The organism is Shewanella sp. FJAT-52076 (genome assembly GCF_019457455.1).
Lineage (GTDB): Bacteria > Pseudomonadota > Gammaproteobacteria > Enterobacterales > Shewanellaceae > Shewanella > Shewanella zhangzhouensis.
Genome location: NZ_CP080415.1, coordinates 2,877,837 through 2,897,282, shown reverse-complemented (window position 1 = coordinate 2,897,282; position 19,446 = coordinate 2,877,837). Strand labels below are relative to the sequence as shown.

Annotated in this window: 12 protein-coding genes; 8 read left to right on the top strand and 4 right to left on the bottom strand. The window is 54.9% G+C overall.

Annotated elements, in window-relative coordinates; genetic code table 11:
• The first annotated feature begins 104 nt into the window (after nucleotides 1-104).
• The gene (locus K0H79_RS12630; protein WP_220076047.1) at nucleotides 105-1,916 is read left to right on the top strand and encodes a M61 family metallopeptidase; all 1,812 of its coding nucleotides are present in this window, start codon (nucleotides 105-107) and stop codon (nucleotides 1,914-1,916) included.
• Between the two features lie 212 nt (nucleotides 1,917-2,128).
• Nucleotides 2,129-5,383 (top strand): S41 family peptidase, encoded by a 3,255-nt coding sequence (locus K0H79_RS12625; RefSeq protein WP_220076046.1) that lies wholly within the window; start codon nucleotides 2,129-2,131, stop codon nucleotides 5,381-5,383.
• Nucleotides 5,384-5,492: 109 nt separating this feature from the next.
• Here K0H79_RS12625 and K0H79_RS12620 read toward each other — a convergent pair whose 3' ends face one another.
• Nucleotides 5,493-5,930, bottom strand: coding sequence for an OsmC family protein (locus K0H79_RS12620; protein ID WP_220065119.1), 438 nt, complete (start codon nucleotides 5,928-5,930; stop codon nucleotides 5,493-5,495).
• 403 nt (nucleotides 5,931-6,333) lie between these two features.
• On the opposite strand from K0H79_RS12620, the gene K0H79_RS12615 reads away from it, so the two are divergent.
• On the top strand, nucleotides 6,334-7,914 hold the full coding sequence (locus K0H79_RS12615) for a S8 family serine peptidase (protein WP_220076045.1): 1,581 nt from the start codon (nucleotides 6,334-6,336) through the stop codon (nucleotides 7,912-7,914).
• 254 nt (nucleotides 7,915-8,168) lie between these two features.
• The gene (locus tag K0H79_RS12610) at nucleotides 8,169-9,722 is read left to right on the top strand and encodes an oligopeptide:H+ symporter (protein ID WP_220076044.1); all 1,554 of its coding nucleotides are present in this window, start codon (nucleotides 8,169-8,171) and stop codon (nucleotides 9,720-9,722) included.
• 195 nt (nucleotides 9,723-9,917) lie between these two features.
• On the opposite strand, the gene K0H79_RS12605 is transcribed toward K0H79_RS12610, so the two are convergent.
• On the bottom strand, nucleotides 9,918-10,640 hold the full coding sequence (locus K0H79_RS12605; RefSeq protein WP_220065116.1) for a YebC/PmpR family DNA-binding transcriptional regulator: 723 nt from the start codon (nucleotides 10,638-10,640) through the stop codon (nucleotides 9,918-9,920).
• Between the two features lie 420 nt (nucleotides 10,641-11,060).
• Between K0H79_RS12605 and K0H79_RS12600 the strand changes: the two genes are divergently transcribed.
• Nucleotides 11,061-11,237: a TIGR02922 family protein gene (locus K0H79_RS12600; protein ID WP_408733392.1), complete on the top strand. Its 177-nt coding sequence runs from the start codon at nucleotides 11,061-11,063 to the stop codon at nucleotides 11,235-11,237.
• A 130-nt stretch (nucleotides 11,238-11,367) separates the two neighbouring features.
• Here the strand turns inward: K0H79_RS12600 and K0H79_RS12595 are convergent, their stop codons facing one another.
• Nucleotides 11,368-11,946: a TetR/AcrR family transcriptional regulator gene (locus K0H79_RS12595; RefSeq protein WP_220076043.1), complete on the bottom strand. Its 579-nt coding sequence runs from the start codon at nucleotides 11,944-11,946 to the stop codon at nucleotides 11,368-11,370.
• Nucleotides 11,947-12,075: 129 nt separating this feature from the next.
• Between K0H79_RS12595 and K0H79_RS12590 the strand changes: the two genes are divergently transcribed.
• Nucleotides 12,076-13,119 carry an alkene reductase gene (locus K0H79_RS12590; RefSeq protein WP_220076042.1) on the top strand — a complete coding sequence of 348 codons (1,044 nt, stop codon included), beginning with the start codon at nucleotides 12,076-12,078 and terminating at the stop codon, nucleotides 13,117-13,119.
• 61 nt (nucleotides 13,120-13,180) lie between these two features.
• Here the strand turns inward: K0H79_RS12590 and K0H79_RS12585 are convergent, their stop codons facing one another.
• Nucleotides 13,181-15,556, bottom strand: coding sequence for a Lon protease family protein (locus K0H79_RS12585; protein ID WP_220076041.1), 2,376 nt, complete (start codon nucleotides 15,554-15,556; stop codon nucleotides 13,181-13,183).
• Between the two features lie 289 nt (nucleotides 15,557-15,845).
• Between K0H79_RS12585 and K0H79_RS12580 the strand changes: the two genes are divergently transcribed.
• Nucleotides 15,846-18,101, top strand: coding sequence for a bifunctional diguanylate cyclase/phosphodiesterase (locus tag K0H79_RS12580; RefSeq protein WP_220076040.1), 2,256 nt, complete (start codon nucleotides 15,846-15,848; stop codon nucleotides 18,099-18,101).
• Between the two features lie 57 nt (nucleotides 18,102-18,158).
• A complete protein-coding gene (locus K0H79_RS12575) occupies nucleotides 18,159-19,382 on the top strand; it encodes a DEAD/DEAH box helicase (protein WP_220076039.1) in 1,224 nt (407 codons plus the stop codon).
• The last annotated feature ends 64 nt before the right edge of the window (nucleotides 19,383-19,446 follow it).

Here is a 19,446-nt window from a genome sequence, read left to right as displayed (position 1 = left end):
TCAGGAAATTGTCAGCATTTGTGACATCAGGATGAGGGGAGATGAATGTCTTGTTATACTCAAGCCCTTTTATTGGATTCCATCATACCTATAAGGACAACAGAGTGGAACAAAAGTTAACTGCCTTTTTACCCTTGTCACTGTTTCTTTCGGCTTCCGCGCTCGCCGGTGTGGACTATCATATCGATCTTTCTTCTCCGACCCATCATCTGGCCAAAGTTGAAGTACGTTTTCCCAAGGTGGAGGCCGGTGACTTTCCGGTGAATTTGCCCGTGTGGCGCACCGGTAAATATCAGATATTACCGCTTGCCGACGGCGTGCGCGCCTTCCAGGCCACGGATGCCAGTGGCAATGCTGTGCCCTGGCGGCGAAGCGCCAGTGGCGAGTGGGTATTGAGCCTGCCCGAGGCATCGGAAGTGACTGTATCCTATCAGCTCTATGCCGATGAGCTTGGGCTCAGAACCCGTCATATCGATGCTTCCCATGCTTATCTGGATGCCAGCAGCGTATTTATGTACAGCCCGCAGTTTCGGGACCAGGAACTCAGTGTCAGTCTCAAGGTTCCGGAAGGCTGGCAAAGCTATTCGGGCATGAGTAAGGGCGATGGCGCCCACAGTTTTGTGGCGCCCAACTACGATGTGCTGGTGGACTCGCCCATTGAAACCGGCATCAGCCATCATCGCAGTTTTTCGTCCGCCAAACGTGACTATGAGTTGGTTGTGTGGGGTGAGGGCAATTATGACCTGGATAAAATGGTCACCGATTTGACCAAGCTTGGCACCCAGGCCAGCGCCATCTGGGACGGTTTTCCCTTCGAACGTTATGTCTATATGGTTCACGCCACCAGTGGTGCCCGCGGTGCCACCGAGCATCTCAATTCCACCGTTATCCAGCTGCCGCGTTTTATGTTCCGCGAGCGCAAGGATTACCTGAGATTTATCTCCACCGCCTCCCACGAGTTTATCCATACCTGGAACGTGAAGGCCTATCGTCCAGCCGGGCTGGTGCCCTATGACTATCAGCACGAAGGACTGACTTCTTTACTGTGGATAGCCGAAGGCTCGACCAGTTATTTTCAGCATCAGCTGCTTGCGCGGGCCGGTGTTATCACCGCCAAAGAGCTGCTTGAAGATATCGCCGGGCGTATCGATCGCCATCAGCAAACCCCGGGCCGTGAAATCCAGTCGGTGGCCGAGGCCAGTCTCGGCGAGTGGGTCGCCCAGGGCGGTGATTATGCCCATAACCACAGCGTAAACATTTACTCGGAGGGCTATATGGCGTCGATGGCGCTGGACATGGCTATCCTCTCTGACACCAAGCTTAAACACTCGTATCGTGATGTGCACCGGGTCTTGTACCGCGACTTCGCGGTGCCAAAGAGCTACCGCGTCGAGGATGTCAAAGGCATTCTGACCCAACTGACCGGCAAGGACTATGGCCCCTGGTGGCACAGTCATATCGACTCCCCCATGGCGCTGGATTTTGATGAGCTGCTGTCCCGTGCCGGTTTGAGACTGGTTTATGGCAAAGACGACAGCGACGGCAAAGCCAAAGTCTATCCGGGCTTCAGTCTGGTATCCGGCAGCCTCAAGCTGCAAACCCTCGATAGGGGTGGCAAGGCATGGGAAGCTGGATTGGTTGCCGGTAACGAGCTGGTTGCCATCAATGGCCTCAAGGTTACCGCCGAGGGGTTTGAGAAACGTCTGGCCGATTTCAAGGCAGGCGACAGTATCACTGTGTCCTATTTTGCCGATGACAGCCTCAGGCAAACCACTCTGGAGCTTGGCGAAAGACCCGAAGGTAAAGCCGCGCTCAAACCGCTGGCGAAGGTGTCAGACAAGCAAAAGGCCTTCTTCAAGGCCTGGCTTGGCGTTGACTGGCCGTTCGACAAGAAAGGTGAGTTTAAAAAGAGTTGATGAAAGGCCGGCGCAAGCCGGCTTTTTTATCCCCGAGGTCATCGCCGGTCTTTGTAAAACAGGAGAGGGCTGCACAAGACACATTTGCTAAAACTTCTGTGGCCTAATTCTGCTGACGGGGCCACTTCGCTTTGATAGTGTCTGGGCTTGCATTTGTGTCCGGTACAGACTCCTTTCAACATTACCAATAAAAACGACAGGATAACCACCCAATGAAACTTCGCCTCTCCGTTGCCGGCTGCCTGCTGGCCCTGGGAACCTTAGGCCTGCCAGCCCACGGCAGCGACGGTTATTACCGCTTCCCCGAACTGCATGACGATACCCTGGTGTTTACTGCCGAAGGAGACCTTTGGCTAAACCGTCTCGGCCAGACCCAGGCCAGCCGCCTGACCAGCCAAAGCGCCGAGGAGTCTCAGGCCCGTATTTCCCCGGACGGGACCCAGGTTGCCTTTGTGGCCAACTACGATGGTACAGACGAAGTGTATCTGATGCCCATCGGCGGTGGAGAAGCCAAGCGGGTAAGCTTTGAAAACAGTCGGGTGAGGTTACAGGGCTGGAGTCAGGACGGACGGGTACTCTATGCCACCGACAACGCATTTGGTCCGGCCAACTACTGGGTACTGCGCCTGGTCGACCCCAAGACCCTCAAGACCGAAGATTTGCCGCTGGCCGATGCCATTGAAGGCGCCATGGACGACAAGGGGCAGTATCTGTATTTCGTCCGTTTTGGTCTGCAGGCCACCGGGGATAACGCCAAGGTGTATCGCGGTGGTGCACGGGGCGAGTTGTGGCGTTATGAACTTGGCAGCAATAAAGAGGCCGAGCGTTTGCTGGAAGGCCATCCTGGTTCGCTGCGCCAGCCCATGCCATGGCAGGGGCGTCTTTACTTTATCAGCGACGCCGATGGCAACGATAACCTCTATTCGGTAACGCCCAAGGGCGATGATCTGCGTCAGCACAGCCAGTACAAGGATTTCCAAATCCGCGCCGCCCGCATCAACAACGGCAAGCTGGTATTCCAGATGGGTGCCGATATTCGGGTACTGGATATTGCCAGCGGCAAAGATGAGGTTCTGCCGCTGTCACTCACATCTGACTTCACCGCCCGCCGCGCACGCTGGGTCAATAACCCCATGGATTATGTGTCGGATGTGCGCTTGGCACCGTCTGGCGACAAGGCGGTGATTACCGCCCGCAGCAAGGTAGCGATTGCCGCTACCGACGGGCGCCGTCTGGTGCAGGTTGGCGTGCCTGCCGATAGCCGTATCCGCAATGCAGTGCTCAGTCATGATGGTCAGTCGGTATTTGGGATCAGTGATGCAAGTGGCGAGCAAGAGCTGTGGCGGTTCCCTGCCGATGGCAGTGATGGCGGTGTGCAGTTGACTCAGGACGCAAGTGCCATGCGTATGAGCCTGGTATTGTCCCCCGATGGCCGTTATCTGGCCCATGATGACTACGACGGCAACCTGTACCTGTACGACATTAAAAAGGGCACCAACAGTCGCATTGTGACCGGCCATCAGGGCCTGGGCCCCTACGGCGACATTATTTGGTCCCCCGATAGCCGCTTTTTGGCGCTGGGGATGAATGTTATTGGGCAAAACCGCAGCCAGATAGTGCTCTACAGCCTGGAAGAGAAACGTCAGGCAAGCCTGACCAGCGACAAATACGAGTCTTTCTCACCGGCCTTCAGCCGTGATGGTGAATGGCTGTATTTCCTGTCCAACCGTGAATTCAATGCCACCCCCGGCTCGCCATGGGGTGACCGCAACATGGGGCCTGTATTCGATAAGCGCACCGGCGTGTTTGCCCTGGCGCTGAGACAGGATGCCCGCTTTGCCTTTGAGCGTCCCACCGAACTTACGGCAAGTCCCAAGGCCGCTGACGGCGACAAGCCAGTGACCCTCAAGGTTGACTGGCAGGGACTGGCAGGGCGTCTGTGGCAAGTGCCTGTGGGCACGGGCAACTTCAGTAACCTGACCCTGGGCGCCGACCGCCTGTACCTGCTCGATGGTGATATCGCCGGTAATCAATCGGCGTTGAAGGTGGCCAAGTTCGATAGTCTGGCACCCAAGCTGGATACCTTCGGCGACGATATCGGCAATTATGTCTTGTCGTTGGATGGCAAAAAGCTGCTGCTGTCGAAAAAGAGTAATCCCAACGAACTCCTGATAGTGGATGCCGGTGACAAGCTGCCGGGCGACCTTGCCAACGCCAGGGTACGTACCCAGGACTGGCAGCTGGAGCTCAATCCCAAAGCCGAATGGCAGCAGATGTTCGATGATGCCTGGCTGATGCACAGGGATTCTTTCTTTGACAAGAATATGCGCGGCGTAGATTGGAAAGCCATGCGTGCCCGTTACCTGCCCCTGGTCGACCGGGTAACCGACCGTCACGAACTGAATGACATCTTTATGCAGATGATGGGCGAGCTGGATGCGCTGCACTCCCAGGTGCGTGGCGGCGATATGCCAAAGGATCCAAACCGTCCTCAGCCAGCCGGTCTCGGCGCCCGTTTTGCCCAGCGCGACAGCGGTGTGGTGATTGAAAGCATCATGAAGACCGACCCTGAATTACCATCAAAGGCGGCGCCATTGGCCCGTCCCGGGGTGGACGCCCGCGAAGGGGACTTTATCACTGCAATCAATGGCCGCAAGGTAGCCACAGTGGCCGATGTGGCCAGTCTGCTGCGTAATCAGGGCGGCAAACAGGTGCTGCTGACGCTCAAGCGCGGCAATAAGACACATCAGACCGTGGTCTTGCCGGTTTCCGCGCAGGATGAAGCTGGTCTGAGGTATCAGGACTGGGTGAATCACAATGCCGCCGAAGTGGCCAATGCCAGCAGTGGCAAGATTGGCTACCTGCACCTCTATGCCATGGGCGCCGGTGACATCGCCAGCTTTGCCCGCGAATTTTACGCCAACTTCGATAAAGAAGGTCTGATTATCGATGTGCGCCGCAACCGGGGTGGCAATATCGACAGCTGGGTGATTGAAAAGCTACTGCGCAAAGCCTGGGCATTCTGGCAGCCAACCCATGGGGATGCCAACAGCAACATGCAGCAGGCTTTCCGTGGCCATTTGGTGGTGCTGACCGATCAGCTGACTTACTCCGACGGTGAAACCTTTTCTGCCGGTATCAAGGCGCTGGGACTGGCGCCCCTGGTGGGCAAGCAAACTGCCGGTGCCGGTGTGTGGCTCTCTGGCCGTAATGCCCTGACCGACAAGGGTATGGCGAGAGTTGCCGAATATCCTCAGTATGCCATCGATGGCCGCTGGGTGTTGGAAGGCCGTGGGGTGAGCCCGGATATCGAAGTCGATAACCTGCCGGTTGCCACCTTCAAGGGTGAAGATGCGCAGCTCGCCAAGGGGATAAGTCTGCTCAAGGCGAAGATTGCCGCCGAGCCGGTGCCTGAGTTCAAAGCCAAGCCCATGCCGCAAAGGGGCGAGGCCGACGATATCAAGTAAGGGATAAACAGCCAAGGGATAAAACACAGGGCGACAGATGTCGCCCCCAGGTTCAGGGCTGTACCGGCAACGTAGTTCCCAGTCGGTACGGCCCGTTTTTTATGGCCCCTTAAAAGCGGATTTCCACTTCACAATCGAGACTGTTGGCGATAAAGCAGTTGGCGTGGGCTTTTTCGTGCATTTTTTCCAGGGTTTCGCGGTTTACCTCCACCCCATCCATAAATTCCACGGTGGGATTGAGCTGCATATAGGTCACTGCCAGCTTGCCATTGTCGCGTTTCCCCAGTTCTGCCGAGGCACTGTCTTCATAGCTTTTTACCGGCAGTCGTTTAAGGTGTGCAATCGCCAGGAAGGTGAGCATATGGCAGGAAGACAAGGCCGCCAGCAGGCTTTCCTCCGGGTTCACCATGGCGGGATTCCCCTTGTATTCCGGTGCTGATGAAGCCTCGATTGTCTGGCCGCTGCCAAAGGTGATGTGATGATCGCGGCTGAATTCGCCATCGGGGGTATCGCTGGCCTGCCAGCGGGTTTGCAAACGAAAACTCAAGGTAATCTCCTTATTCGACTTGGGATGTGCGGCTATGGGCAGGTGATGCTGTCGCAGCCTGAGGCACTGTGCCTTGCCACTCATATCCTTAAAGATACGCGACCCGGTGCCATGGGGTAAAGGCGCCGGATACAGCTGCTTTGACAAAGTACGCAATGGGAGCCTGGCAAGGTATGCACAGGCGTTAGTGGTAATAACTGCCCCGGTTGTTATTCCAGACGGGATTATTTCTGGCAGCAAGTTCGGTCTGCTCAGACGAATTATTTCTATTCGTCAGTCAAAAGTTGTCGTTCTCGCGGCTTCTGCCTATAAGTGAAGCTATAGCCTGTGTGAAAGTGTGGACGCTGAGGACCAATCAGGGAATGAAACGGGCTGGGCATCAATAGATTAAAGGGAGCAGGGCATGCATTCATACAACTTGTCTTTGTCTTCACTGCTGGTTTGCCTATTGTCTGGCTTGGGTTTGGGCGCCGTCGGTGCGGCGCCGGATGAAGCGTCCCGGGTTATTGTGAAATTTAAACCGGGAATGGCACCCGCAGCCAAAGCCGGTATCCATGCGGCAGGTGGAACTTTGATGTTGGACCTCAGCCGTCACGATGCCGCCGCCTTTTTACTGCCTGCCAGCGCTGTACAAGGACTGTCGCATAACCCCCTTATCGAGTATCTCGAAGCCGATGTGCTGCGTTATCCCCTGTCACAATCTGAGCCTTATGGTATTGCCATGGTGCAGGCCAACCTGTTGTTGCCTCAGGTGAACAGCGCAGCCAACCGCACTGTGTGCATCATAGACTCGGGTATCGACATGGGGCATGAAGATCTTCCCAATAATCGACTCACCGGCACCTATGATGTCGGCACCGGCGATTGGGGCAGCGATGAAAATCACCACGGCACCCATGTGGCGGGCACCATAGCAGCGGTGAATAATGACCTTGGGGTGATAGGTGTGCATCCAGGCAGTGCCCTGAATTTGCACATCATTAAAGTCTTTGACGCCAATGGCTGGGCGTACTCTTCAAGTTTGGTGGCCGCACTCGACAAGTGTATCGACGCCGGTGCCCATGTAATCAATATGAGTTTGGGCGGTCCCCTTAAAAGCCGCACCGAAGACAGGGCATTCGCAGACGCCGAGACCTTGGGAGTACTCAGCGTGGCTGCCGCCGGAAACGACGGCAACACGCGGCATTCCTATCCGGCTTCCTACAATGCCGTGGTTTCGGTTGCGGCCCTCGATGAAAACAAGCTGGTCGCGGATTTTTCCCAGCGTACCAGTCAGGTGGAATTGTCTGCGCCTGGCGTAGGCGTGCTTTCTACCCTGCCCATGGAACAGGCAGAAGTGGCCAGTGTGACTGTAGGTGCTACTGAATTTGAGGCCATCGCCATGGAGGGCAGCCCCTATGGCAGCGAGACTGCCATGCTTGCCGACTGTGGGATTGGCGACAGTATCTGTAATGCGTCCGGGCAGCTTTGTCTGATAAGTCGCGGCAATATCAGCTTTGCCGACAAGGTACAGAACTGCGCCGCAGGCGGTGGACTTGGTGCCATCATTTATAACAATGTCCCGGGCGATCTCTACGGTACCCTTGGAGGCGTCAACACCACAATTCCTTCTGTTGGAGTGTCGGATACCACAGGTGCCACCTTGCAGCAGACCATAGGTGAGGTTGCCACCCTCAATGTCGCTCAGGGGAACTACGCCAGGTTCAGTGGCACTTCCATGGCAACGCCACACGTTGCCGGTGTGGCGGCGCTGGTTTGGGGGCTGCACATCAATTGCAGTAACACCGAAATTCGCTCGGCATTAAGGGCTACAGCTGAAGACCTGGGGCCAACAGGACGGGATGACGCTTACGGTTATGGCTTGGTTCGCGCTTCGGCGGCACATGACTACCTGATAGCCCACCCGTGCTCCGGTAACCAGGGGACTGGCGGAGGCTCAGGAACCGGTGGCAGTTGCAAGGGGAAAAACAAGCAATGTAACTGACAGCCACATAGCTGTATCAGTCTGCCCGATGTACTGAAACGGCAGCATTGCACCACCTTCTCCACATTGCGCGTGGCCCTGCAGCCACGCGTTTTTATTCGCGTTTACCTTGACGCCGCAGCACCCAAATTAGGCTTGGTTTGTGGTTGAATAATCGGGTTTTCTTAAGCATCACACACTGACCGGCAGCCCGGTGCATTCCATCTTTAAACCCTGTAGGATTGGGCAATTGGTAACCAATTTTAAGGGAAGAGATGACAACTACAACAGGGCAATGGCCAAAACAAATCCCCTACATTATTGCCTCCGAAGCCTGTGAGCGGTTCAGCTTTTATGGCATGCGCAACATTCTTACGCCGTTTTTGATGACGGCACTGCTGCTGTCTGTGCCTGAGCATCTCAGGGCCGGTGAGGCCAAGGATGTGTTTCACTCCTTTGTGATTGGTGTGTACTTCTTTCCACTGCTGGGTGGCTGGATTGGGGACAGGCTCTTTGGCAAGTACAACACCATCTTGTGGCTGTCACTGCTTTACTGCGTTGGCCATGCGTTTCTGGCCATTTTTGAGGACAGTAAAACCGGTTTTTATACCGGCTTGTTTTTGATTGCTCTGGGCTCGGGTGGGATAAAACCCCTGGTGTCCTCTTTTATGGGCGACCAGTTTGATCAGAGTAATAAGTCATTGGCCCAAAAAGCGTTTGACATGTTTTACTTCACCATCAATTTTGGCTCCTTCTTCGCCTCTTTGAGTATGCCCTTGCTGCTGAAACATTTCGGTGCCGCAGTTGCCTTTGGTATTCCCGGGGTGCTGATGTTTATCGCGACCGTCTTTTTCTGGGCGGGGCGTCACCGCTATGTGCATATGCCCCCTGAGCCTAAAAATCCCAACGGTTTTTTGCCTGTTATCAAAACGGCGTTACTCAGTCCGGGCGCAAATCGCTTTGGTCTGGCGCTGGCACTGATGGGCTCTGTGCTCGCGGTGATTGCCCTTGGGTTTATGCCGTCACTTGGACTGGTGACCTCACTGTGTCTGGCGCTCGTGCTGCTGATGGGGTTTGTGGGCAGCGGCGCTTCCATGCAGCTGGACAGAGCCAGGGCTCGCCATGGCGATGAGGCCGTGGAAGGCGTCAGGGCAGTGATGCGGATACTGGTGCTCTTTGCGCTGGTTACACCTTTCTGGTCGCTGTTCGACCAAAAGGCATCCACCTGGATTTTGCAGGCCAATGAGATGACCAAACCCGAGTGGTTTGAACCGGCCATGATGCAGGCATTGAATCCACTGCTGGTGATGATCCTCATCCCGTTCAATAACTTTGTGCTGTACCCGACACTCGAGCGCTGGGGTTTCAGGTTAACGGCGCTGGGCAAAATGGCGTCTGGCATTGCCTTTTCCGGCCTGTCCTGGGTGGTGATAGGCAGCATTCAATTGATGATGGATGGCGGCAGCGCCGTTTCCATTGTGTGGCAGGTATTGCCCTATGCACTGCTCACCTTTGGTGAGGTGCTGGTGTCGGCCACCGGGCTTGAGTTTGCCTACAGTCAGGCTCCAAAGCCCATGAAGGGCACCATCATGAGTTTCTGGACCCTGTCGGTGACCGTGGGTAACCTCTGGGTACTGCTTGCCAATGCCAGTGTGAAGGGGCAGGGCATGACCGACTGGATTGCCGGTACAGGACTGTCGGTAACGGCGTTTCAGATGTTCTTTTTTGCGGGCTTTGCATTGGTGGCCGCGGCCGTGTTCGCCCTGTACGCCAGAAATTATCGAATGCAGGACCATTACCGCGAGGCAGCACAAGTCTCAGCGGTCTGAGCCTCGGCAAATCGATGAGGAAAAGCGCCTGTAACCTGACTCGCTCGCCAGGCATAGCGACAGGCTCACAAGCCAAGCGCCAAAAGTGATATCACAGTGATTGAAAACACTGACGTCATTGAAGGCCACGTCATCTGACGGGACGTAGGAAACAAAAAACGCAGCCATCTGGCTGCGTTTTTCATGTTTGAGATCTTACTCGATGATATTGGCGTTGTGGTAAACGTTCTGCACGTCGTCACAATCTTCCAGGGCAGCGATAAACTTGTCGAATGTCGCCACATCTTCACCGCTGACATCGGTTTGGGTTTGAGGTACGAAGCTGATTTCTTCGACTTCAAAGTTGATGTCGGGCATGGCATCAGTGAGGGCGTTTTTGGCCTTGAAGAATTCGGTGTGTGGGGCATAGACGCTGATCATGCCGTCTTCGCTTTCCACGTCGCTAACGTCTACATCAGCCGCCATCAGGATTTCGAGAATTTCTTCGTCGTTATCACCGGCAAATACAAACACGGCCTGGTGGTCGAACATGTGAGCCACAGTGCCCGGACCGCCCAGCTTGGCATCGTTTTTCACAAAGGCCTGACGTACTTCGGTAAAGGTGCGCTTACCATTGTCGGTCAAGCAGTCAACAATCACCATGCAGTTACCCGGACCGAAACCTTCATAGCGGGCAGTATCATAGTCTTCTCCACCGCCACCCCTGGCTTTGTCGATGGCACGCTCAATCACGTGAGCCGGTACCTGGTCTTTCTTGGCGCGATCGATCAGACGACGCAGTGACAGGTTGCCATCGGGGTCAACGCCGCCACTCTTGGCGCACACGTAGATTTCTTTCCCGTAGCGTGAATAGATCCTGGTCTTCTGAGTGGCGGTTTTCGCCATGGATTCTTTGCGGTTTTGATATGCTCTGCCCATCTTGTTTTCTCGTTAACGCACAAAAAAATTTTTCGGATTCTATCAGCTTTGTTGACAGTTGTGCACCCGCTAAGCTAACGAGGTGGGTGATGCTAAACGTTTGTTGCATCACGAATGCGGAATTTGATGTATCAGTCTGCTGTACAAGTATTGCGCTTGGTTAAAAATTGTAGTGATATGTTAATTCAACTGGTGGCTAATTTGGCCGCCGTCCATCAAAGACGGGATGCTTTGATGCCATACTCGGCCCTATTGAGTGCGCTGGAAAGCGTAACTCAGGAATGAAGGAAGTAACTCTATATGCAAGGCGGTACATTAGAACAACAGCTTGCCGATCCGGCAAACGACTTGCTTGACCTGGAAGCCTCTCAGGGCGTCACTGTCACCGTGCTCTATTACGATGCACCAGCAGGCCTTATCATGCACAACGCTGTGCTGACGGGTTTGCCTGTGAGTGAGACGGGGCGTGTGATGATCCCTCAGTCTTTCAGAAACGGGAAATCCATCATCGTTGTGCTGGAAGGGGAGTGCAAAATACTCAACTCCCTCGGCGAGCGGGTGTATGCCCAAAAGAGCCTCGGCCTCGACGTGGACTGAGGGTTCGCTTCCAACAAAAAATCCCGGCAGGTCCGGGATTTTTTGTGTCTGTTATGCAGCAGTTTCAAGCGGTGATGCTGTTAGCCCCTTTTGTCACTGGTGGGGGGTGCCAATGAACCGTCCTCTATGTTCAGGCGCAGCTGTCCATCCGTAACTTTACCGCCAAGCGTTTAAGGGTTTGCGCCGAAGGGTGTGTTTGCGCCAGCGTGCGCAGGCCATAGATCCCCATCACCAGGTATTCAGCCCGTTCCATTGCCGTTTGGGTCGCAGGAATTTCACCGCTGTCCATGGCGCGCTGAAACTGGGCCGCCAACCCTTGCTGGCAACTTCCCAGACTTTTGCACAGGAGCGCACTTATCTCACTGTCCTGCTCGGCGAGTTCATTCAATGACTTGGTCAGCAAACAGCCCTTGTCGGCGCCGCACTGGCATTCGGCCACCAGGTTATCCAGATAGGCATCGAGCCCGGCAACAACGGAGCCTGACTCGGGGAAGAACGCCTGAAACTGTGCGGTGCGATCGGCCTGATACTGGCCAATGGCTGCCAACAACAAGCCTCTTTTATTTTCGAAGGCGCAGTAAATTGATCCCGGATGTAACCCGGTGGCGCGGGTTAAATCCTGCATGCTGGTTTTGCTGTAGCCCTTATGCATAAAGGCTTGCATGGCTTGGCGGAGCACTTGCTCGCGATCAAATTCGGCGCTGCGCATTCTGGATTCCTGTGGTTGGGATGAGGATAGGGTAACAGACTTTTTTGAATGTATGTTCAAAAAAGTTCTTGAATGTATGTTCAAGAATGATTATTTTGAATGCCTGTTCAAAAATAGGAACCTCCATCCATGACTGACATACTCTTTACTCCAGTGGCGCTGAATGAGCGCATCGAGCTGAAAAACCGCATCCTGATGGCGCCTCTGACCCGTTGTATGGCAGACGATGCGCTGGTGCCTACCCAGGCCATGGTTGACTACTATGCCCGCCGTGCAGATGCAGGGCTGATTATCAGTGAAGCCACCATTATTCGCCCCGATGGTCAGGGCTATCCCAACACCCCGGGTATTTTCACCCAGGCGCAAATTGCCGGATGGCGTAAGGTCACCGATGCCGTACATGAAAATGGCGGTAAGATTTTTGCCCAGCTGTGGCACACAGGCCGGGTGGCGCATCCTCACTTTTGGGGTGGCACAGAAGTGATAGCCCCATCGGCTGTAGGCGTAGAGGGTACAGTGCCCAGAATGCGTGAACTCACCTATTTGGTTCCCCGTGAAGCCACCGCGCTGGAAATTGCCCAGTTGGTTGAGGACTATGCCAAGGCGGCTGAAAATGCCATCGAAGCCGGGTTTGACGGCGTCGAAATCCACGGTGCCAACGGTTATATGATTGATGAATTCCTGCATTACGACAGCAACCGCCGTGATGATGAGTTTGGCGGAAGCCCTGAAAACATGGTGCGTTTCCCGCTGCAGGTAGTGGATGCCGTTACTTCACGCATCGGGGCTGCACGCACGGCACTGCGTATTTCACCGGCGGCTTACTTCAATATCCAGCCGGATCTCCGCGACCGGGCTGTGTTTGATCTCTTGCTGTCTGAACTGGATACCCGTGAACTTGCCTATTTGCATGGCGGCATATTCGATGACAGCGTTCACTATGACTACCTCGATGGCCGCGTCAGCGAGTACCTGCGTAGCCATAGCCGCCATACCCTGGTGGGGGTGGGTGGTTATGATGCCGAAACAGCCGCTGCCGCCATTGCCACCAATAAGTTTGATGTAATTGCCATCGGCAGACCTTTTATTGCCAATCACGATTATGTGGCCCGGGTGCGTGAAGGCGCTGAAATCAAGCCCTACAGCGATGAGCTGCTGCCAGTGCTCTACTGAGTTTCAGATTGCACCATAAACAAAAGCCCCGCAGTTGCGGGGCTTTTTTATGTCAGTGGTGTTATTCGTTTTCCAGCTTGTGTTTACCAAGCACATTGAGCCTGGACACGGCCCGACCGAGCAGAGTATCGAAGCTGGCGTCATCCACATTGCCCACGTCTAGCCCGGTCAGCAGCGCCATGGCGTCGGTGACATGGTCAACGGCATAGATATGAAACTCGCCGCGGCTGGCTGCCTCCACTATGTCACTCCTCAGCATCAGGTTTTTCACATTGCTTGATGGAATAATCACGCCCTGGGTGCCGGTGCGGCCCTTGATGCCACAGACATCATAAAAGCCTTCAATCTTTTCATTCACGCCGCCGATGGGCTGAGACTCACCAAACTGGTTCATAGACCCTGTGATGGCCAAATCCTGACGGATGGGTACACCACTGATGGCTGACACTATGGCGCAACATTCCGCCATGGAGGCGCTGTCGCCATCCACGCCGCTGTAGGATTGCTCGAACGTCAGATAGGTGGTGAGTGGAATGGGCCTTTGCTTGCCCAGCAGAGACGACAGATAGGCGGTGAGGATCCACACGCCCTTGCTGTGGATGCGGCCACCCAGTCGCACCTTGTGCTCGATATCCAGCACTTCCCCTTTGCCATAGGCCGTGGTGGCGGTTATGCGGTTTGGCGCGCCGAACTCATGATCCGTGGTGGAAATCACCGACAGGGCATTCACCTGCCCGGTAACGGCGCCTTGTGCACTGAAGAGGGTTTGGCCGCTGTGAAACTGCTGCATCACCATGTCTTTGAGGCGGCACACCCGGAGTTCCTGGTTTTTAAGCGCCATCTCCACATGCTCGCGGCCTATCTCGCCGGCGCCGACACTTTTGGCGCAGTAGTTGGTTTCTCTAAGCAGGTTGGCGATGTTGGCTGAGTGCAACGACAGACGAGTTTGATCGTCTGCCTGACGGCTGGAGTACTCGAGGATGCGGGCCAATGCCGAGCGATTGCAGTGCAGCATATTGTTATCGTGCACAATAGACGAGATAAAGCGTGCATAAAGGGCTTCAGACTCATCGTGCCTTGGCATCACATCTTCAAAGTCGGCCGTCACCCGAAAGAGTTCGTTGAAGTCGGGGTCGTATTGTTGAAGCAGTTGATAGGTCTGGTAGTCGCCAAAGAGAATGATCTTCACATCCAGCGGGATAGGTTCGGGCGCCAGTGAGATGGTGCCGGAGAGGGTCACTTCCCGCTCCAGGCTGTTCAAATCCAGACTGCGGGAGCGCAGCGCTTTTTTCAGGCCATCCCACACGTAGGGCCGTTCCAACACCTTGATGGCATCCATCAACAGCACACCGCCGTTTGCCTTGTGCAGCGAGCCTGGGCGTATCAGTGAAAAGTCGGTAAATACTGTGCCCTTGAAGGTGGCATTTTCGATGTAACCAAAGAGGCTGTGGTAGTTGGGGCTTTCTTCCACCACCACAGGAAACTTATGCTCGTCCTGGCATACCAGCACATTGATTTGGTAGCGGCGGGGCATTTTCTTATCCAGCGCCGCGTAGGCCAGCCCCAGCTGCTCTTCGCTTTCTTCCAGAAAAATATCCAGATTGTCGAGAATGTCTCTCTGCATTTCACCCAAAAAGGTTTTGATATCATCCTGATCGCGATACTTGGCCTTCAGGGGTTTAAAGAAGTGAGCCAGCACTTCCTTGGCGACTTGCTCGTCGTGCTCCTGTTGCTTTTCTGAGAACTCTTCTTCCCACTCGGTGAGCTGACGTATGATACCCCGCAGGCGCTTTTCCAGCCCTTTGATGCTGTTTTCAAAGACTTCACGTTCTTCATCCGTCAGGGCACTGTAGCTTTCTTCGGTGTGGGGCTCTTCACCGTTCATGGCCATCAGTTGGTAATCACCCTGCACCGACAGCGACAGGCTGATGCTCTTGCTTTTGGCTTCTTCGGTGAGTGCCGTCAGCGCGGCTTCCTGCTGCCGTGACAGCTCGGTTTTCAGTTTGTCGGCGCGGGAATAATACATCTCGTTGTCAAAGGCCAGCGGTAAAGCCTTTACGAGCCTGAGTGACAGCTTCTCAATGTCTTTTTTAAAGCCATTGCCCTTGCCGGCGGGCAGACGCAGCACCCGCGGCACCCGGTTGTCATCAAAGTTGGCCACATAACACCAGTCAAAGCGCTGATTGGCATCAAAATGATGACGTTTGAGGTACCTCAGCATCATGGTGCGCTTGCCCAGGCCGTTTTGGCCAATGGCGTAGATGTTGTAGCCCTTTTCGTGGATAGACATGGCGAACTCGACCGCACTCTGGGCGCGTTCCTGGCCAATAATGTCATCCAGTGGCGGCAGGGTGGCCGTGGAAACGCAGTCCGGTGCCAGTCCGGCCAGGGTCGATACCCGGTACAGCTTGTCGGTGGCGAGAGTTGTTATGGCCATAGGATCCCTTTGAGTACCAATTTAATATTTCTATTACCGACAATAAGATAGCCGGGAAGCTAAGGCAAACCCCAAGCAAAACGACTGTCTAAATTTCAAGCAGTAAATTAAATGCCCGCATGTGCACTGTGTTGACTGGCGTGACAACAAGTCCTTGGCAAACGTAAGTTTCCGTTCTCTGACTCGAGAGTTGCAGCTACACTATTTGGGTAGTTATACGGAAGTGGAGTGGGTATTGAACAGTCGGGCTCAAGGCAATCATCAAACAGCCATAAAAAGCGTATCTCCCATGCTTGAATGGTTTGTTGACCATACCCGATTGGGGGCTGGGCTTTGGACCAGTCGCGGTGTATGCCTGTGGCAAAAGAACGCCGATAGTAAGCCCATTAACATCCTGACGGTCAGTGGTATCGGTGGCGAGCTTCAACTCTGTTTACACGGCGATGCAGTCAGTGACAGCCATCAACTACTGGCCAGGGCCTTGCTCGAAGGTGTGGCTGCTGTGCTTGGTGGGGGAGAGTCCGGACTGCTGCAAAGCTTTATGGACGCCTTCGAAGAACATATCTGGATAAAGGATGCCGAGGGGCGTTACCGGTTCATTAACCAGAGCACACTGGTGTCCTGGGATTTAAGCCCGGCGCAGATACTGTCTCGAAAGGATGCCGAGGTCTTTCCCGAGCGTTTTTCCGAGTACGCAGACACCGATCTCAAGGCGGTGAAGGAAGGGCATCCTATTGTGGTCGCCGAATGCATCGACCGCAGCCTGGATAAAGGCAACATCTGGCTGGAAACCATCAAGGCTCCCATGTACGGTAGCGATGGCAGACTGCTTGGCGTCATAGGAACCACCCGGGATATTGCACGGTATAAAGCCGCCGAAGAGCAATTACTGCTGACCTCCAAGGTATTTGAAAATGCCATTGAAGGGGTGATGATCACCGACTCCAACGGGGTTATCACAGAGATAAACGGCGCCTTTGAAACCATCACGGGTTACAGCCGTGACGAAGTGATTGGCCAAACCCCCAAACTCCTTAACTCAGGCCGCCACGAGCGGGACTTTTTTGAAAACCTCTGGCGGGCATTGAAAACCCAGGGGCACTGGCACGGTGAGATTTGGAATCGTCGCAAAAACGGTACCCTGTTTGCCGAGCAAACCAGCATCAGCGCCGTGTATGGTGAAGATGGGCAAGTCCGCTGTTTTGTGGCAGTGTTTTCCGATATCTCCCTGCTCAAACAAACTGAGGCGGAAGTCGCCCAGCTGGCCTGGCACGACCCACTCACCCGTTTGCCCAATCGCTCTAAACTCACCACCATCAGCCAGCAGCAAATCAAGCTCGCCGCCAACCGCAAAACCCGGTTGGCGCTGCTGCTTATCGACGTGGACCTCTTCAAACACATCAATGACAGTTTTGGGCATCTCGCCGGCGACAAAGTGTTGCTGTCGTTATCCGAGCGCCTCGCCGCACTGCTTGGCGCCGAAGACACCCTTGCCCGAATCGGGGGCGATGAGTTTGTACTGCTGACACAGGTAAGGAGCCGGGAAGATATTCCGATGATCTTGTCAGCCATACAGCGGGCCTTTGATACCAGCTTCGATACCAGTGAGGGCGAGTCGGTTCGTCTCAGTGCCAGTATCGGTATTGCTGTGTATCCCGACGATGGCGATAACCCGGACACCTTGCTGAAAAACGCCGATGCCGCCATGTATCGTGCCAAGCAGCAAGGCCGCAATCGCCATGCCTTTTACACAGAGCAAATGACTCAAAGTTCCATGCAGCAGTTGCGGCTGCAAACGGCCCTCAGAGGCGCGGTGAAAAATGCTGCACTGTCGTTGGTTTATCAACCCAAAATCAATTTGCGTACCCGTAAATTGATTGGGGTAGAGGCCTTGTGTCGCTGGACCGATCGTGAACTTGGGGTGGTATCCCCGGCGGAATTTATTCCGGTAGCCGAATCCATCGGCTTAATGCCTGAGATTGGCCTGTGGGTTTTGAAAGAGGCCTGTCGTCAGGCGCGAATTTGGCGCGACCAGGGGCTTAACCCAGGCCGTATGGCGGTGAATGTGTCGGGCTCTCAACTTACCGGCGATAACTTTGCCGACAGCGTCGCCAAGGTGCTCAAACAAACCGGTCTCTCCCCTGAAGCGCTTGAGCTGGAAATCACCGAATCCGTGGTGCTGGATAATCCTGCCGGTGCCATCGACACTATGGAAAAGCTCCGTGGCATGGGGGTCAGCCTGGCACTGGATGATTTTGGCACCGGGTATTCTTCGCTGAGTTATTTGCGCAAGCTGCCCCTTAACAAGTTGAAAATTGACCAGTCATTCGTCAGGGAACTCCCCGCCGATCAGGACAGTGGCGCCATCGCCATGGCCATTATCGCCATGGGGGAGGCATTGAAACTCGGCGTAATTGCCGAAGGGGTAGAAAACGAAGCTCAGGCCGAGTTTTTGCAGCGTTTGGGTTGCACCGAGGCCCAAGGTTATCTGTTTGCCAGGCCGTTATTGGCGTCAGAGTTGAAACAGCTGCTGCTTGGTGAGTGATCCTGCGATTAAGCCTTGTTACTATAGCGCCCTTTAGTTTGTGCTCCGGAGTTTCCCGTGTCTTTTGCTGCTTTTACTCTGCCGTCTCCCTTGGCTGACAATCTCGCTAAACTGGGCTTTGCCAAGCCCACTGAGGTGCAGTCCGGCGCTATCCCCATGATGCTGGCCGGGGATGATCTGATGGTGAAAGCCGCCACAGGCACGGGTAAAACCGCCGCCTTTTTGCTGCCAGTGCTAGCCCGGCTGGTTACAGAGGACGTGCCAGGCCGCAATCTGCCTGCACCCAGAGCCTTAGTGCTGGTGCCCACCAGAGAACTTTGCCAACAGGTTTATGATGCTGCCAAAGCGCTGGCAAAAGGCAGTGCCGTGCGTATTGCCCAGGTCTATGGCGGTGTGCCTCTGGAAAGCCAGCTCAATGCCATTAAGGATGGCGTGGACTTGATGGTCGCCACGCCCGGGCGCCTGCTCGACCACCTGAAAAAACGCACCCTCAGAATCGATACCGTCAGCCAGTTGGTGTTTGACGAGGCCGACCGTATGTTGGACATGGGTTTTGAGGATGAGATCCGGGCGCTGGTGAAAAAGCTTGCCAAAGCCAGGCAAACTGCACTGTTCTCAGCCACCCTGGGGGACAATGTCTGGCAGTTGGCCAAGAGCCTGATGGACTCGCCCAAGCTGCTGGAAATCGCCGCGGGCAAAGATACCAAGCCACTGATTGAAGAGCAGGTTTATCAGCTCGACAGCGAGCGCAAATTCGATTTTATCTGCCACTTGCTGGGTAAAAACAGCTGGTCTCAGGTGCTTGTTTTCAGCCGAACCAAAGAAGGGGCCGATAAGCTTACGGCCAAACTGGTAGCAGCCGGACACAGTGCCGTTGCTATGCATGCCGACTTAAGTCAGCGTCAGCGGGAGCAAAACCTTGCCGACTTTAAGGCAGCCAATGCGCGGGTGTTGGTGGCCACCGATGTGGCTGCTCGCGGCTTGGATATACAGGCGCTGCCCTGCATCATCAACGTCGAACTGCCCTTTAAAAAAGAAGATTACGTGCATCGCATCGGGCGTACCGGCCGGGCAGGCAGCGCCGGGCTTGCCATCAGTTTACTGGATGCCGCCGACGAGCCTTTGCTGGTGGCGCTTGAGCACTACCTCGACCGACGCTTGCCTCAGCAGTGGTATCCGGGCTTTGAACCGGATTTGTCCATCCGCCATGAGCGTCCCCGCAGCCTCAGTAAAGCGGCACAAAAGCAAAAAGCCCGCAAGCGGGCTTTGGCGAAGCGCTGAGGCACCCTTTTCAGCGGCGACCTGGCCAGATAATCAGTCAGGCTGTCAGGTTCGGTGAAGATAC